The sequence below is a fragment of the Blastococcus saxobsidens DD2 genome, assembly GCF_000284015.1.
In the GTDB taxonomy this organism is placed as follows: domain Bacteria; phylum Actinomycetota; class Actinomycetes; order Mycobacteriales; family Geodermatophilaceae; genus Blastococcus; species Blastococcus saxobsidens_A.
In genome coordinates this window covers 2,855,104-2,870,223 of the sequence record NC_016943.1, presented here as the reverse complement: position 1 = coordinate 2,870,223, position 15,120 = coordinate 2,855,104, and the positions used below count along the sequence as shown (strand labels likewise).

General features: G+C 73.8%; 15 protein-coding genes and 1 pseudogene. 8 read left to right on the top strand and 8 right to left on the bottom strand.

The genetic code is table 11. The features are described 5' to 3' along the window. Positions 1-34: 34 nt before the first annotated feature. Positions 35-1,201: a 4-hydroxybenzoate 3-monooxygenase gene (locus BLASA_RS13620; RefSeq protein ID WP_014376751.1), complete on the bottom strand. Its 1,167-nt coding sequence runs from the start codon at positions 1,199-1,201 to the stop codon at positions 35-37. Between the two features lie 49 nt (positions 1,202-1,250). After that, positions 1,251-2,027 carry an IclR family transcriptional regulator gene (locus BLASA_RS13615; RefSeq protein ID WP_014376750.1) on the bottom strand — a complete coding sequence of 259 codons (777 nt, stop codon included), beginning with the start codon at positions 2,025-2,027 and terminating at the stop codon, positions 1,251-1,253. A 71-nt stretch (positions 2,028-2,098) separates the two neighbouring features. Between BLASA_RS13615 and pcaH the strand changes: the two genes are divergently transcribed. From pcaH to pcaC, 6 genes and pseudogenes are all read left to right on the top strand, one after another. Then, positions 2,099-2,845 (top strand): protocatechuate 3,4-dioxygenase subunit beta, encoded by a 747-nt coding sequence (pcaH, locus tag BLASA_RS13610; protein WP_014376749.1) that lies wholly within the window; start codon positions 2,099-2,101, stop codon positions 2,843-2,845. Then, positions 2,842-3,492, top strand: coding sequence for a protocatechuate 3,4-dioxygenase subunit alpha (pcaG, locus tag BLASA_RS13605; RefSeq protein ID WP_014376748.1), 651 nt, complete (start codon positions 2,842-2,844; stop codon positions 3,490-3,492). Before pcaH ends, pcaG begins: the two co-directional genes overlap by 4 nt. 37 nt (positions 3,493-3,529) lie before the next feature. Beyond that, positions 3,530-4,354 (top strand): annotated as a pseudogene (locus BLASA_RS25990) (lyase family protein); the annotation flags it as partial. A 320-nt stretch (positions 4,355-4,674) separates the two neighbouring features. Then, positions 4,675-4,851, top strand: coding sequence for a hypothetical protein (locus tag BLASA_RS25985; protein ID WP_231839464.1), 177 nt, complete (start codon positions 4,675-4,677; stop codon positions 4,849-4,851). Continuing rightward, positions 4,848-5,627 (top strand): alpha/beta fold hydrolase, encoded by a 780-nt coding sequence (locus tag BLASA_RS13600; RefSeq protein ID WP_041775768.1) that lies wholly within the window; start codon positions 4,848-4,850, stop codon positions 5,625-5,627. The genes BLASA_RS25985 and BLASA_RS13600 overlap by 4 nt, the downstream gene beginning before the upstream one ends. Next, on the top strand, positions 5,624-6,031 hold the full coding sequence (pcaC, locus tag BLASA_RS13595) for a 4-carboxymuconolactone decarboxylase (RefSeq protein ID WP_014376746.1): 408 nt from the start codon (positions 5,624-5,626) through the stop codon (positions 6,029-6,031). Before BLASA_RS13600 ends, pcaC begins: the two co-directional genes overlap by 4 nt. Positions 6,032-6,068: 37 nt before the next feature. On the opposite strand, the gene BLASA_RS13590 is transcribed toward pcaC, so the two are convergent. Together BLASA_RS13590 and BLASA_RS13585 are read right to left on the bottom strand one after the other, a co-directional pair. Next, positions 6,069-7,280 (bottom strand): cytochrome P450, encoded by a 1,212-nt coding sequence (locus tag BLASA_RS13590; protein WP_014376745.1) that lies wholly within the window; start codon positions 7,278-7,280, stop codon positions 6,069-6,071. 54 nt (positions 7,281-7,334) lie between these two features. Next, positions 7,335-8,312, bottom strand: coding sequence for a PDR/VanB family oxidoreductase (locus BLASA_RS13585; RefSeq protein WP_014376744.1), 978 nt, complete (start codon positions 8,310-8,312; stop codon positions 7,335-7,337). Positions 8,313-8,387: 75 nt separating this feature from the next. Between BLASA_RS13585 and BLASA_RS13580 the strand changes: the two genes are divergently transcribed. Both BLASA_RS13580 and BLASA_RS13575 read left to right on the top strand, forming a co-directional pair. After that, complete coding sequence (locus BLASA_RS13580) at positions 8,388-9,134, top strand: IclR family transcriptional regulator (RefSeq protein WP_014376743.1); 747 nt, start codon at positions 8,388-8,390, stop codon at positions 9,132-9,134. A 167-nt stretch (positions 9,135-9,301) separates the two neighbouring features. After that, a complete protein-coding gene (locus BLASA_RS13575) occupies positions 9,302-10,762 on the top strand; it encodes an HNH endonuclease (RefSeq protein ID WP_041775767.1) in 1,461 nt (486 codons plus the stop codon). A 96-nt stretch (positions 10,763-10,858) separates the two neighbouring features. Here the strand turns inward: BLASA_RS13575 and BLASA_RS13570 are convergent, their stop codons facing one another. The 4 genes from BLASA_RS13570 to BLASA_RS13555 are packed head-to-tail and all read right to left on the bottom strand — an operon-like array spanning position 10,859 to position 15,111. After that, positions 10,859-12,034, bottom strand: coding sequence for an alpha/beta hydrolase family protein (locus tag BLASA_RS13570; protein ID WP_014376741.1), 1,176 nt, complete (start codon positions 12,032-12,034; stop codon positions 10,859-10,861). 17 nt (positions 12,035-12,051) lie between these two features. Continuing rightward, positions 12,052-13,020 (bottom strand): fumarylacetoacetate hydrolase family protein, encoded by a 969-nt coding sequence (locus tag BLASA_RS13565; RefSeq protein ID WP_014376740.1) that lies wholly within the window; start codon positions 13,018-13,020, stop codon positions 12,052-12,054. Next, positions 13,020-13,958, bottom strand: coding sequence for a VOC family protein (locus BLASA_RS13560; RefSeq protein ID WP_014376739.1), 939 nt, complete (start codon positions 13,956-13,958; stop codon positions 13,020-13,022). The genes BLASA_RS13565 and BLASA_RS13560 overlap by 1 nt, the downstream gene beginning before the upstream one ends. Positions 13,959-13,980: 22 nt before the next feature. Further along, complete coding sequence (locus BLASA_RS13555; RefSeq protein WP_014376738.1) at positions 13,981-15,111, bottom strand: FAD-dependent oxidoreductase; 1,131 nt, start codon at positions 15,109-15,111, stop codon at positions 13,981-13,983. Between the last annotated feature and the right edge of the window lie 9 nt (positions 15,112-15,120).

Below are 15,120 nucleotides of genomic sequence, written 5' to 3'. Positions count from 1 at the left end.
TGCGGATGCGCATGCACCCGGGCGGCCTTCGCGGTCACTCGATCGGCAGTCCCGTGTAGTTCTCGGCCAGCTCGCGGGCGGCGGCCTCGGAGGAGCAGACCCGCTGCAGCTGGGCGAGCTGCAGCTGCGCGTCGAAGTCGTCCCCCGAGCGGTGCAGCATCGAGGTCATCCACCAGGAGAAGTGCGTGCACCGCCACACCCGCCGCAGCGCGGTGTCGGAGTAGGCGTCGACGAGGTCCGTCTGCTCCTCCTGCAGGAACCGGGTCAGCGCCGTCGCGAGCAGGGTCACGTCGGTGACGGCGAGGTTCAGCCCCTTGGCGCCGGTCGGCGGCACGATGTGCGCGGCGTCCCCGGCCAGGAAGAGCCGGCCGCGGCGCATCGGCGCGCTGACGAACGAGCGCATCGGCAGGATCGACTTCTCGGTGATCGGGCCGGTGGAGACGTCCCAGCCGTCCAGGGACAGCCGGCGGGAGAGGTTCGCCCAGATGCGGTCGTCGGACCAGTTGTCGATCGAGTCGGCGGGGTCCACCTGCAGGTACAGGCGGGAGACCGACGGCGAGCGCATCGAGTAGAGCGCGAAGCCCTCGGGGTGCCAGGCGTAGACGAGTTCGTCGGTGGCCGGTGCCGCGTCGGCGAGGATGCCCAGCCACGCGTAGGGATAGGTGCGCTCCCACAGCCGGCCGTCGGCGTCGGCCACGACCGGGCGGGAGACGCCGTGGAAGCCGTCGGTGCCCGCGATGACGTCGCACTCCAGCACCTGGGGCGAGCCGTCGGCGTGGGTGAAGCGGATGCGCGGCGAATCGCCGTCGACGTCCTCAGGTCGCACGTCGGAGACGTCGAACAGCAGCGGCGGGCCACCGTCGAGCTGGGCGGCGACGAGGTCCTTCACCACCTCGGTCTGGCCGTACACCCACACGGTGCGGCCGCACAGCTCCGGGAAGTCGAGCGTGTGCCGGGTGCCGGGGTACTGCAGGTGGATGCCGCGGTGTTCCAGGCCCTCACGGCGCAGCCGGTCGCCGAGGCCGGCCTCGGTGAGCGTGTCGACGGTGTGCTGCTCCAGGATGCCGGCGCGGACGCGGGCCTCGATGTACTCGCGGGACCGGTTCTCGAGGACCACCGAGTCGATCCCGCGCAGGGCCAGCAGCCGGGACAGGAGGAGACCGGCCGGGCCGGCGCCGATGATGCCTACCTGGGTGCGCACGCGACGAGTCTGGGCGCCCGGGACCGCCGGCGGAACCGGGCGCTTCCGCTCAGTGGAATTCCAGCGAGCGGGCCAGTTCGCGGGCGATGCCGCGCGCCGCCATCTCCAGCGCGGGCACCATGCGGGCCAGGTCCCGTCGCTGGGGGGGCACCACGATGCCCAGGGCGGCGACGGCCAGCGGACCGGCGGGCCGTTCCACCTGCACCGGGACGGCGATCGAGGCGGCGCCGGCGGACATCTCCTCGCAGGTGCGGGCGTAGCGCCGCCGGCGGACCTCGGCCAGCTCGAGGGAGAGCCGGTGCCGGTCGACGACGGTGTGCCGGGTGACCGGCCGCAGATCGCTGAGCACCTGCTCCACGACGTCGTCCGGGGCGGCCGCCAGCAGCACCTTGCCCACGCCGGTCGCGTGCAGCGGCAGCCGGCTGCCCACCTGGCTGACGATCGGCACGGACACCCGGCCGGAGATCCGCTCCACGTAGAGGGCGTAGTGCCCCTCCCGGACGGCCAGGTGCACGGTGTCCCGGACCGTGGTGTGCAGGTCGAGCAGGAAGGGGGCCGCCACCTGCCGCAGCCCGAGCTGCACGGGGGCGAGCAGGCCCAGGTCCCACAGCTTGCGGCCGATCTCGTACCGCCCGTCGGGCCGCCGGACGAGCGCCCCCCAGTCGGTCAGCTCCCCCAGGAGCCGGTGCGCCGTGGTGAGCGGGGTGCCGGAGCGTTCCGCGATCTCCGAGAGGGACAGTCGGGGAGCGTCGCTGCCGAAGGCGTCGAGGATGCCGAGCGCCCGCGAGGTCACCGACCGGCCCGGAACGGCGCTGTGACCGGCCATGCGGCTCCTCCTCCCGCCCAGTGGAACTCTGGGCTTGGGCAGCCTAGTCACGGCGCCGTACCGTCCCCGGCATGACCGGGACCACATCCGGCGGTGGGCTGCACCTGCCGCAGTACCTGCGCGAGCCCGACGCGACGCGGACGCCCCTCGGCTTCCCCGAGTACCGCAGCACCGCTCTCCGGGCGCCGCTGCGGACGCCGGTGGACCTGCCGCACCGGCTGACCGAGATCACCGGCCCGGTGCTGGGCGAGGACCGGGTGCAGGCCCAGGACGCCGACCTCACCCTGCGCAACGGCGGTGAGGCCCTGGGCCAGCGGGTCCTCGTGCACGGACGGGTGCTCGACAGCGACGGCCGTCCGGTGCCCGACGCGCTGGTCGAGGTCTGGCAGGCCAACTCCGCCGGCCGGTACCGGCACGTCGGCGACAACTGGCCGGCTCCACTGGACCCGCACTTCGACGGGCTGGGCCGGGCGGTCACCGACAGCCTCGGCCGGTACGAGTTCCTCACGATCAAGCCCGGCGCCTACCCGTGGGGCAACCACCACAACGCCTGGCGCCCCGCGCACATCCACTTCAGTCTCTTCGGCTGCGCGTTCACCCAGCGGCTGGTGACCCAGATGTACTTCCCGGACGACCCGCTGTTCGGCCAGGACCCGATCTTCAACGCCATCCCGGCCCCGGCACGGCACCGGGCGATCAGCCGGTACTCCCTCGAGCGCACCCAGGACAACTGGGCGCTGGCGTTCGAGTGGGACATCGTGCTGCGGGGCGCGGACCGGACGCCCTTCGAGACCGACGACGACGGAGATGTGGCGTGAGCGCGAACCCACTGGACGTCCCACCGAATCCCACCGTCCCCTTCCAGCCCCGCACCGGGCAGCGCGGCAGCGGCTTCCTCACCGGGCCGTTCCGGCTGGGCACCACCCCGAGCGCCACGGTCGGGCCCTACCTCGCCATCGGGCTGACCTGGCCGGACGGCGCCTGGGCCGCGGAGGAAGGCACCGACGGCGGCTTCTGGATCCGCGGCCGGGTGTTCGACGGCGCCGGTGACGTCGTCCGCGACGCGATGGTGGAGACCTGGCAGGCCGACCCCGACGGCGGCTTCCCGTCGCCCGAGGACCCGCGCGGCGCCGCGTCCTACCCCGGCTTCCGCGGCTACGCCCGGTCCCAGACGCTCAGCGGCGAGTTCGGCGTCTTCACCCTCAAGCCCGGGCGGCTGCCCGACGGCGAGGGCGGGCTGCAGGCCCCGCACATCGACGTCTCCGTCTTCGCCCGCGGCGTTCTCGACCGGGCGGTCATGCGGATCTACTTCGCCGACGAGGCGGAGGCCAACGCCGAGGACGTCGTGCTGCGCGCCTTGCCGGAGGACCGGCGGAGCACGCTGCTGGCCACGCCGGCCGACGACGGCTACCGCCTGGACATCCACCTGCAGGGCGACCGCGAGACGGTGTTCTTCGCGGTATGAGCCGCTGCGCCGCCGGCCCCTCCGGTAGGAACGAGCCGTGAGCGGACTCTTCGACGGGACCTTCGCCCGCGGAGGTGCGGCCGCGGCCGTGTCCGACGCCGGCTGGATCGACGCGCTCCTCGACGTGGAGGCCGCACTCGCCCGCGCCGCCGCCGGGCTCGGGCTGGTGCCGACCACCGCGGCCGACGCGGTGACCCGGGCCTGCGCCGAGCCGGCCGGGCTGGACCTGGCCGCCGTGCTCGCTGCGGCGGCCGACGCCGGCAACCCGGTGCCGCCGTTGGTGCGGGTGCTCCGGTCGGCGGTGGGGGAGCGGGACGCGGTGGCCGTGCACGTCGGCGCCACCAGCCAGGACATCCTGGACACCGCGCTGCTGCTGGTGGCCCGCCGGGCGGGCACCGTCATCGACCGTGACCTCGCCGGTGCCGCCGAGGCGGCGGCCGGACTCGCCCGTGCACACCGGGACGACGTGGTCATGGGCCGCACGCTGATGCAGCAGGCGTTGCCCACCACGTTCGGGCTCAAGGCCGCCGGCTGGCTCGCCGGGCTCGACGGCGCCCGTGCCCGGCTGCGCGCCGTCGAGTCCTCGCTGCCGGTGCAGTACGCCGGCGCGGTCGGCACCCTGAGCGGGCTCGACGGGTCCGGCGTGGCCCTGCGCACGGCGCTCGCCGCGGAGCTCGGTCTGGCGCCCACGCCGGTCGCCTGGCACACGATGCGGCTGCCGATCGCGGACCTCGCCGGTGCTCTCGGCGTGGCCGCGGGCGTCGTGGCATCCGTCGCCGTCGACCTCGTCCTGCTCGCCCAGACCGAGGTGGCCGAGGTCGCCGAGATCAGCGAGCACCGTGGCGGCTCCTCGGCCATGCCGCACAAGAACAACCCGGTGGCCGCCATCTCGGCGCGCGCGTGCGCCCGCCGGGCACCCGGCCTGGTGGCCACCCTGCTCGCGGCGATGGAGCAGGAGCACGAGCGGGCCGCGGGGGCGTGGCACAGCGAGTGGCCGACGCTCACCGCCCTGCTGTCGACCGTCGGCTCCGCCGCCGCGTGGCTGGCCGAGAGCCTGGAGTCGCTGCAGCCCGACCTCGCCCGCATGGCCGGAACCGTCGCCGCGGCCGACGCGCGGCGCTCGCCGCGGCGGCCACCGAGGCGCTCGCGCCCCGGCTGGGCCGGAACGCCGCGCACGAGGCGGTGGCCGCTGCCGTCCGTGCGGCCCGCGAGACCGGCCGCCCGCTCGCCGACCTGCTCGCCGAGCGGGGGGATGTCGATCCCGCCGACCTGCACGCCGCTCCCGACGTCGGCGAGGCCGGCACCCAGGTCGACGCCGTCCTGGCCGACCACGACGCCCGCACCGGAGGTACCCCATGACTGCTGTCGACGTCTCCTACACCGAGAGCGGCCCGGCCGACGCCCCCGTCGTCGTCCTCGCCGGCTCCCTGGGCGCCACCCGCGCCATGTGGGATCCCCAGGTGCCTGCCCTGGCCGAGCGGTTCCGCGTGGTCACCTACGACGGCCGGGGGCACGGGAAGTCGCCGGCGCCGGCCGGGCCGTACACGCTCGACGACCTGGTCGACGACGTCGTCGCGCTGCTGGACCGGCTGGGGGCCGAGCGCGCGCACGTCGCCGGGGTCTCCCTCGGCGGCATGGTGGGGATGCGCCTGGCCGCCCGCGAGCCGGCACGGATCCACCGGCTGGCGGTGCTGTTCAGCTCGGCGAAGGTCGACCCGCAGGGCTTCCACGACCGGGCGGCCCAGGCCCGGGAGGGGGGCACCGCGCAGTTCGCCCCGGCGGTCGTGTCCCGGTGGCTGACCCCCGAGCACGCCGCCCAGCACCCGGACCTGGTGGCCCGGCTGGAGCGGATGGTCGCCGGCGCCGACGACGAGGGCTACGCCGCGTGCTGCGAGGTGGTGGGCGGCATCGACCTGCGGGAGGACCTGGGCCGGATCTCCGCGCCGACCCTGGTCGTCTCCGCTGCCGAGGACCCCGCGCTCCCGCCGCCGCACCAGGAGTTCATCGCCGCGGGCATCGCCGGAGCCGAGCTGCGCACCGTGAGCCCGGGCGCGCACCTGGCCAACCTGGAGCGGACGCTCGAGGTCACCGGCGCGCTGCTGGGCCACTTCGACGCCGACGGGAGCACCCGGTGAGCGAGCTGCCCGACACCGACCAGGCGCGCCGCGACGCGGGCATGCGCACCCGCCGCGAGGTGCTCGGCGACGCGCACGTCGACCGCGCCGTCGCGAACACCACGCCCTTCACCGCCGGGTTCCAGGACTTCATCACCCGGACGGCGTGGGGCGACCTCTGGCAGCGGCCCGGGCTGGCCCGCCGTGACCGGAGCCTGCTGACGCTGTCGATCACCATCGCGCTGCGGCACTGGGAGGAGTTCGCCCTGCACGTGCGGGCCGCGGTGAACAACGGGCTGACCGACGAGGAGATCGCCGAGGTCATCCAGCACGCGGCGGTCTACGCCGGCGTGCCGGCCGCCAACCACGCGTTCAAGGTGGCCGGCCCGATCCTCGAGGAGCTCCGCGGCTCGACCGGCGGCTGACCGGTCGGAACCGCCGCCGCTGGTCGAGGACCGCGCGTCAGGTGAGGCGGACGCGCACCGGGATGCTCTCCCAGGACCGGAGCGTGTTGTTGTGGTGCCGGCGGGTCGGCCCGGTCAGCTCGATGGAGCGGACCCGCCGGGCCAGCGCGGTGAGCAGGGCTTCGGACTCCAGGCGGGCGACGTGCTGGCCGGCGCACTGGTGGATGCCCATGCCGAAGCCGACGTGCCCGGACGGGTCGCGGGACAGGTCGAAGAGGTCCGGGTCCTCCCACCGGCGCGGATCGCGGTTGGCCGCGCCGAGGAACATCAGGATCTTGCTGCCGTCCGGGACGACGTGGTCGCCCACCCGGACGTCGGTGGTGGCGGTGCGGAAGAAGGTCTGCACCGGCGACTCCCAGCGCACCGCCTCGTCGAAGGCCATCCGGGCGAGCGAGGGCTGCTCGCGCAGCCGCTGCCACTGGTCGGGGTGGGTGGCGAAGGCGTAGAGGACGGCGGACAGCCCGTGCACCGTGGTGTCCACGCCCGCCGTGAGCAGCGAGCGGACGATCAGCGGCGCCATCTCCGGCGTGATCTCGCCGCGGTCGCTGGCCGCCCAGATGTCGGCGCCGAACCCCTCGGGCGCGAGGGCCTCGCGCCGGCACGCCGACGCCACCCAGCCGGACAGCTCGGCGACGCGGGGCGCCCCCTTGGCGACCAGGTCGTTGTCCGGCCCGAAGGCGTTGAACGCGTGGTCGCCGTAGGGGAGGAGGTTCTCCCGCCCCGCCTGCGGCAGGCCGACGGCGTCGGGGAAGACGCGGAGCGGGAAGGTCGAGGTCAGCACGGGCACGGCGTCGAACTCGGTGCCGGCGGAGAGAACGTCGTCCACCAGGGCCTCGGCGTCGGCGATCCACCCGTCCCGCAGCCGGCGCAGCGCACGCGGGCTGAGCACCGTGGTCAGCACCCGCCGCGGGGCGTCGTGCTTCGGCGGATCCGCCTCCAGCAGCAGGCTCGGCGGGCGCCAGGGCTTCTCGTACCGGAAGTTGGACAGCCCCACCCCGGCGCCCGACTGGAATTCCTGCCAGTCGACGAGGGCAGCGTGCACCTGTTCGTACCGGGCGAGGCCGTACACGTCGTACCGGCTCAGGTAGACCATCGGGCCGGCCTCGCGGAGAGCCGCCTGCAGGGGGAGGGGATCTTCGAGCACCTCGTGGTCGAACGGGTCGGCGTCGTTCGTCGGAAGGCCGGTGCTCGAACTCAGGGTCGCGGTCATGAAAGCTCCTCGGGAGGGCGGGGGATCAGAGGTCCGTCACAGGGTGAGCGCCGATCACAGGTCCAGGACGAGCCGGTCACTCTTGGACCGGGAGACGCAGATGTACATCGTGTCGCCGGCGGCTCGCTCCGCGTCGTCCAGGAGCGAGTCGCGGTGGTCGGGCTCGCCGGCCAGCACGCCGGATTCGCACGTGCCGCAGATGCCCTGCCGGCACGACGAGAGCACCTCGACGCCGGCATCCCCGACCGCATCCAGCACCGAGACGCCGGGCGACACGGTCACCGTGCGTCCCGTACGGGCCAGCTCCACCTCGAACGGGGTGGTGCGAACCGGGGCACCGCGCTCTTCGGCGAGGAAGCGTTCGGTCCGCAGCGCGTAGGGAGGCCACCCGGCGGCCACCGTCTCCATGGCGGCGATCAACGGCGCCGGGCCGCAGGAGTAGAGCCGGACCCCGGGGCGGGGGGTACCGAGGAAACCGGCGAGGTCGAGCAGCCCGAACTCGTCCTCGGGCCGCACCTCGACCCGGTCGCCGTAGGGGGCGAGTTCGTCGAGGAAGGCCATGGAGGAACGACGACGACCGCCGTAGAGCAGCCGCCAGTCCGCGCCCAGCAGCTCGGCCTGGCGCACCATCGGCACCAGCGGCGTGATGCCGATCCCGCCCGCGACGAACAGGTAGCTGTCCGCGGGCACCAGCGGGAAGTTGTTGCGTGGCCCGCCGACTCCGACCAGGTCGCCCACCGCGAGCTCGTCGTGGACGAAGGCCGACCCGCCGCGCCCGGCCGCCTCCCGGAGCACGCCCACCCGGTAGGTGGTCGGGTCCCAGCGGTCCCCGCAGAGCGAGTACTGGCGGGTGAGCCCGTTCGGCAGCACCAGGTCGATGTGCGCCCCCGGTGTCCAGTCCCGCAGCCGACCCCCCGCCGGTGCGGCCAGGTCCAGGGTCAGCACGCCGTCGGCCCGGACGTCCTTGCCGGTGACGCGCAGGGCGGCGACGTCGGCCGGTGCCGATGCCGGGGCGGGGGCGGTCGTGGTCATGCCGCGAGCGTGCGCCTGCCGGTGTGATCCAGGAAACACCTTCTCAATGGATGAGAAGCTGCGCATACTGCTCCGATGGCACGGACGGCGACCGGTGAGTCCTCGCTCGCGCGTGCCATCCGGATCCTGGAGGCGTTCACGCCGGAGGAGCCGGAGCTCGCCGTCTCCGAGCTCGCCCGCCGGTCGGGGCTGCACGTGGCCACGGCCTCGCGGATCGTCGGGCAGCTGACCGAGCACGGCCTGCTGAGCCGGGCCGGGGACCGCCGGGTGCGCATCGGGATTCGCATGTGGGAGCTGGCCTCCCGGGCCTCGCCGACCCGGTCGCTCCGTGACGCCGCGATGCCGTACCTGGAGGACCTGCACGCCGTCGTGGGGCACCACGCGCAGCTGGCCGTCCTGCTCGGCGACGAGGTGCTGTTCCTGGAACGGCTTTCCGCGCGGGACGCCGTCGTCAACTACTCGCGGATCGCCGGCCGGCTGCCGCTGCACATCTCCTCGTCCGGCATGGTCTTCCTCGCCTACGGCCCGGGGGAGCTGTGCGAGCGGGTGCTCGAGCGGCCGCTGGAGCGGTACACCGCCGCGACGATCACGACGGCCGAACGGCTGCGTGCCACGCTCGACCAGGTCCGCCGTCAGGGATACGCGCTGCTGCCCGGTCACGTGCACGCGGAGGCCACGGGGATCGCCGTGCCGGTCCGCGACGGCCTCGGTGAGGTCGTCGCCGCCCTGTCGGTGATCGTGCCGAACGACGAGCGGGCCCCTTCCGCCGTACCGGCCCTCCTGGCCGCGGCCCGGGGAGTCGGCCGTTCCGTTCCTACGTAGGGACGGTGCGACCAGCTCCTCCGCTCAGCCGCCTCGGTTCTGGGTCGTCGCTCCTCGGCCGGCGGGGACGTCGCCGGCGGAGGGACCGCGCAGATCCGGCCGGGATCGGTCGACCCGGCCGCGCCGAAATTGTCTGTGGTCGCACGTATGTTCGAGTCGTGCAGCGGATGACGGGAACCTCCCGGGTGGAGGGCTTGGTGCTCGACTGGGTGCGGACCCAGCCGGAACCCGACCCGCGACTGCCCGTGTCGTGGCTGGATGACGAGGAGGTCGCCGCCGAGCTGGCACGGATCCAGCGCAACCGGGCGCGGGATGCCGCCCGGGAGGCCGATCTGATCCTGCGGCTGGCCGAACTGCGCCCCGACGTCGACGACCCGCCGCCGGGCGCCCCGGGTGCCCGCAACCGTGCCTGGCGGAGGACGGACCCCGAATTCCCCGGAGTGAGCGAGTTCTTCGCCGACGAGGTCGCCCACGCGATCAACCTCGGGCGTGGCACCGCGGCCTTCCGTGCCCGGCGCGCCCACACGTGGCGGGAGAGCCTGCCGGCCACGTTCGCCGCGCTGCGCCGCGGGGAGATCGACGAGCGCCGTGCCGGCGTGCTCGCCGATGCGCTGCAGCACACGACGCCCGAGCTGGCCCGTGCCGTGGAGGCGGCGCTGCTGCCCGAGATGGATGACCTGTCCGTGGCCAGGCTGCGCTCGCGGGCGCTGGAGCTGCTGGCCGAACGGGACGCCACCGCGATGGATGAGCGCCACGAGGAGGCGAAGCAGGCCGCCGACGTGCGCTGCCGCGACACCGGCGACGGCATGGCGACCCTGGCCGGGGACATGACGGTTGACGAAGCGGCGGCCTGCTACGGCGTGATCGACCAGCTGGCGACGATGGCCAAGGCTGACGGTGATCCGCGCCCCATCGGGCAGATCCGGTCCGCGATCCATTCGATGCTCATCCTGCGGCCGGCCGACCACGGCCTGCCGGGCGTCACGGTGAACCTGGCCGTCACCGCCACCCTCGAGGGGCTGGAGGGGTCCTCGACCCGGGGTGGCGAGGTCAACGGGTCGCCGATCACCGCCGCCCGCCTGCGCGATCTTCTCCGCCGGATCGGCGCCCTCGGCCTCACGAACGCTGAGGGCGGGTCGCTGACGTTCGCGCTCACCGACGAGCACGGGCGGCTGCTGGCCACCGTCACCGCCGCCGAACTCGCCCGGCTGGCGCGGAGGGGCTGCCCCGAGCACGCCGATGCGCCGTGCGAGTGCCCGCTGCTCGACCTGCCGCCGTCCACCGATGGCTACGAGCCCGCGGCCGCCCAGCGGCGGTTCGTGACGACCCGGGACCGCCGGTGCCGGACCCCCAACTGCGGGCAGCGGATCGGCTGGGCCGACCACGACCACGTGGTCCCGCACGCGGAGGGCGGCCGGACGACGTGCACGAACCTGTGCTGCCTGTGCCGTTCGCACCACCGGCTGAAGACCTTCGGCCGTGGGTGGAGCTTCCGCATGGAGCCCGACGGCACGCTGCACGTCACCAGCCCGTCCGGGATCACCCGCACGACGCGGCCGCCCGGTCTGCGACCACCCGAACCCGGGCCACCGCCGTACGACCCGGCGGACGATCCTCCGCCGTTCTGAGTGCCGCGGCGGCACATGTCGACTCGACTGCATGTCGGCGAGGCGACATGTGCCGGCCCCGCTACCGGTGGACGGCGAACTCCCGCCGCGCTGCGGTCAGCGCTCCAGCTCGGCGAAGGTGTCGGCGACCCAGTCGGCGATGAAGGTGCTCACGTACGGCAGGTGGTCGAGGCCGATGTGCTCGGTCGCGCCCTCCTCCGGCGTGAAGACCCGCAGCTCCCGCTTGGGCGAGTTCACCGCCTGGTCGTAGGAGCGCCGGGCCATCTCCAGCGGGATCTGCCGGTCGTTGGCGCCGTGGGCGATGAGGAACGGGACGGTGATCTGCTCGACGACGCCCTCGAGGTTCACCGCGTCGGCGAAGTCGAGGAAGGGGTCGAGGTCGTGCTCGTTCCCGCCTTGGCCCCATACCCAGAGGACGTGCTCCCAGTAGTGGGGGACCGGCCGCTCGCCCTCGCGCTCCTTGCGCCGGCGCTGCACCGCACCCCAGTCATGGTTCGCCCCCCACGCGACGCAGAGCGCGAACCGCTTCTCGAAGGCGGCCGCGCGCGGGGCGTAGTAGCCGCCGAGCGACCAGCCGACGATGCCGATGCGGGTGGCGTCGACGTCGTCGCGGGTCGCCAGCCAGTCCACCGCCGCACCGGCCCACGCCTCGGCGTCGATCCGGGCGGTGATGCCCTGCAGCCGCAGCGCCTCGCCGGTGCCGGGCTGGTCGAGCATCAGGCAGGAGATCCCGCGGGCGGCCAGCTCCTCCCAGTGGTTGGAGGCGTACATGTGCTCCTTGGTGGAGTCCAGGCCGTTGACCAGGACGATCACCGGGGCCGGCCCGTCGTCGGTCGCCGGGGCGGCGCTGAAGTAGGCCGGCAGCGTCGTCCCCTCGTAGGGGATCTGGACCCGGCGGACTCGCGGGCTGTGCGTCTCGAAGGCCTTCTCCGCGATCTCCAGCATCCGGCGGTAGGTGGGCACCCGGTCCGGGTCGGAGTGCGCGAGCATCCGCTCGGCCTGGGCGAGGTAGTTGCTGGCGCGGAACCACAGCTGCCCGGCGGTCCGGGTGTGCCCGGCCTTCTCCGCTGCCTCGGCCTGGCCGACCAGCTGGTCGGTGAGCGCCCGCCAGGCGCGCAGGAAGTCCGGCGTACCGGCGTCCTCCCCGGCGTTCGCGGCGTCCTTGATCGGCCGGCAGGCGCGGTCGACCTCGTCGATCAGGCCACCGGAGTTCAGCGTCGCGACGACGCCGAGGTTCCAGGTGTAGGGGCCGGTGGGGAAGTACTCGAACACTGCGGTTCCTCTTTCGATCAGGGGGTGCGCGTGCGGGCGCGAGGCCGGGGACGTGCGGGTGCCACGGGCGGCAGGTCCAGGCCGGGGACGACGCGGTTGCGGATCGTGCCGATGCCCTCGACGGTCATCTCGACGACGTCGCCGGGCTGCAGCGGCGGGGGAGCGGCGGCGCGGTGCCGTCCCCACAGCTCGGCCAGGCAGCCGCCGTTGCCGCAGGTGCCCGACCCCAGCACGTCGCCCGCGCGCACCCAGGTCCCGCGCGACGCGTAGGAGATGAGGTCCTCGAACGGCCAGCCCATGTTGGAGAGCAGGTCCTGGCCGATCTCGCGCCCGTTCACCGCGACCCGCAGGTCGAGGGCGAGGAAACCGTCGTCGTCCCGGTAGGGCTCCAGCTCGTCGGCGGTGACCAGCCACGGCCCCAGCGTCGTCGCCGAGTCCTTGCCCTTCGCCGGGCCGAGGTTGACCTTCATCTCGCGGCGCTGGAGATCGCGGGCCGACCAGTCGTTGAACACGGTGTAGCCGAAGACGTGCTCGCGGGCCTGCTCGGGCGTCAGCGAGGCGCCGTCCCTCCCGACGACGACGGCGACCTCTAGCTCGAAGTCCAGCATCTGCGAGCCCGGCGGCACGGCGACGTCGTCGTGCGCCCCGACCAGCGCGTAGGGGTTGGTGAAGTAGAAGGTCGGCGCCTCGTACCACTCGGGCACCACGCCCGCGCCGTCCCCGACGCTCTTCACCACGCCCTCGACGTGCTCCTCGAACGCGACGAAGTCCCGGACGGTGGGGGCGTCGAGCGGGGGCAGCAGGCGGACCGACTCCACCGGCACGGCGGGCCCCTCCAGCGCCGCGTTGCCGGCCTCCAGCGCGGCGGGCAGCCCGGCGCGGACGAGCTCCAGGACGCTGCGGCCGTCGGGGATAGCGTGCAGGCCGGCGGCGCTGAGCACACCGGCCTGCACGTGGCCTCCGGCCTCCCAGGTGGCGAACCGCATCAGACCGGGGGAGCGACGAAGAGACCCTTGTCGGGGTCGTTGAACGAGCGCTGCGCGACGAACTCGTCCATCGCGTTCGCGGTGCCCCACTGGTCGCTGACCTCGGGATTGGTGAAGTCGTAGACGTGCGGGTGCCAGGTGTCCTCGTCGAGCAGCTCGAGCTCCGTCGTGTACTCGACGGTGTTGCCGTGCGGGTCGAGGAAGTAGCTGAAGGTGTTGTTGCCGGCCATGTGCCGGCCGGGGCCCCAGATCTTCTCGACGCCGGCGCGCAGCAGCCGGCCGGTGCCGCGCATGTACTCGTCGATGCCGCGCAGCTCGAACGACGCGTGGTGCAGCGAGGGGTGCGGACCGCGGGCGATCGCCATGCTGTGGTGCCAGGCGTTGATCCGCATGAACCACATCATTTCCCCCATGCGCGGGTGCATCAGGGTGTCCGACAGGGCGAACGCGAGGTGCTTCTCGTAGAAGGCGCGGGTGCCCTCGGGGTCCGCGGAGTTGATCACCACGTGCGACAGGCGGACCGGGATCGACTCGCCCTCCTCGATCCTGCGGTGCTGCCGGACGGCGACGTCGGAACTGACCTCCACCGTGCGGCCCTCGTTGTCGAAGAACCGGAACCCGTAGCCGCCGCCCGGGGTCTGCAGGGTGTCGGGCTCGCTGATCAGCCGGACGCCGTCGCGGGCGAGCTGGCCGGCGAGGGTGTCGACGTCGGCGGCGGTGGCGGCACCGAAGGAGATCAGGTCGATCCGCTTGTCGGTGGCCTCACGCAGCCGGACGACGTACTGCTCGGGGGAGCCCTCGGCCGCGAGGAAGGTCAGGCCGGAGTCGCTGTGCTCGGCCGTGAGGCCCCACGTGTTGGTGTAGAAGTCGAGCTGCCTGGCGTGGTCCGGCACGGCCAGGTCGACGTGCCGCAGGTGCGTGATCAGGCGCTGGGTCATCTGTTCTCCGTGAGGTCCTTCGTCAGGCGGGCTGGCTGGTGAGCATGGCGATCTGGCGGAAGAGGGTGGGCGCGTCACCCTGCACGTGGTCGAGCTGCCACTGCGCGAGCGTGTTGGAGGCGTCGACGACGGTGGTGGCGCGCTCGTACCGGCGGGCGTGGAAGGCGTCCCACAGCTCCTGGTCGAGCGCGTCGCGGGTGAGCAGCAGGTCGGTGAGGACGTAGGCGTCCTCCAGCGCCTGCGCACCGCCCTGGGCGATGGTGGGCGGGCAGGTGTGCGCGGCGTCGCCGATCAGCACGGCGCGGCCGCGGTTCCACGGCGCGGGCAGGACGTGCGTCTCGAACCAGGTGTAGTTGACCCGGCTGGGGTCGGTCAGCGTCTCGCGGATCTCGTCCCACGGGCCGTGGTAGGCCTGCGACAGCTCCTTCATCACCGCGAGCTGCTCGTCCGGGCTCAGGGTCGACCGGTCCTGCGCCGGCTCGACGATGTAGGCGTAGAGGGAGTCCTCGCCGGTGGGGCAGTAGCCGGCGATGAACGACGGGCCGCCGTAGAACAGGTCGGTGCGGGTGACGCTGGCCGGCCGGGGACCGAACGCCCGCCAGATGCCCATGCCGACCGACCTGGTCTCCAGGTCGATGCCCAGGGCGCGGCGGGTCCAGGAGCGGATGCCGTCGGCGCCGACGACCAGGTCGTAGCGGCCGGCGGAGCCGTCGGCGAACGTGACGTCGACGCCGTCGGCGTCCTGCCGCAGCGCGGTGTGCGTCGTGCCGTACCGGAGCTTCACCCCGACCTCGGTGGCGCGTTCGCAGAGGATCCGGGCCAGCTCCGGGCGGGGCATGCCCATGACCGCGGGCAGGTCGGGGCCCCCGGTCTTGGCGTCCGGGATCTCCGCGACCACGGTGCCGGCCGGGTCGGGCGCACGGATGCCGGTGACATCGAAGGCGTAGCCCTTCTCACGCACCTGCTCCCAGACCCCGAGGGTGCGCAACTCGCGCAGCGCGTTGCCCTGCAGGGTGATGCCGGACCCGGTGGCGGCGACGTCCGGCTTGATCTCCACGAGGTCGACGGCGACGCCGGCCTCGGCCAGGCGGATGGCGGTGGCGGTGCCGGCGAGGCCGGCGCCGACCACGAGCACGCTGGTGGCGGCGGGCATGTCAGGACT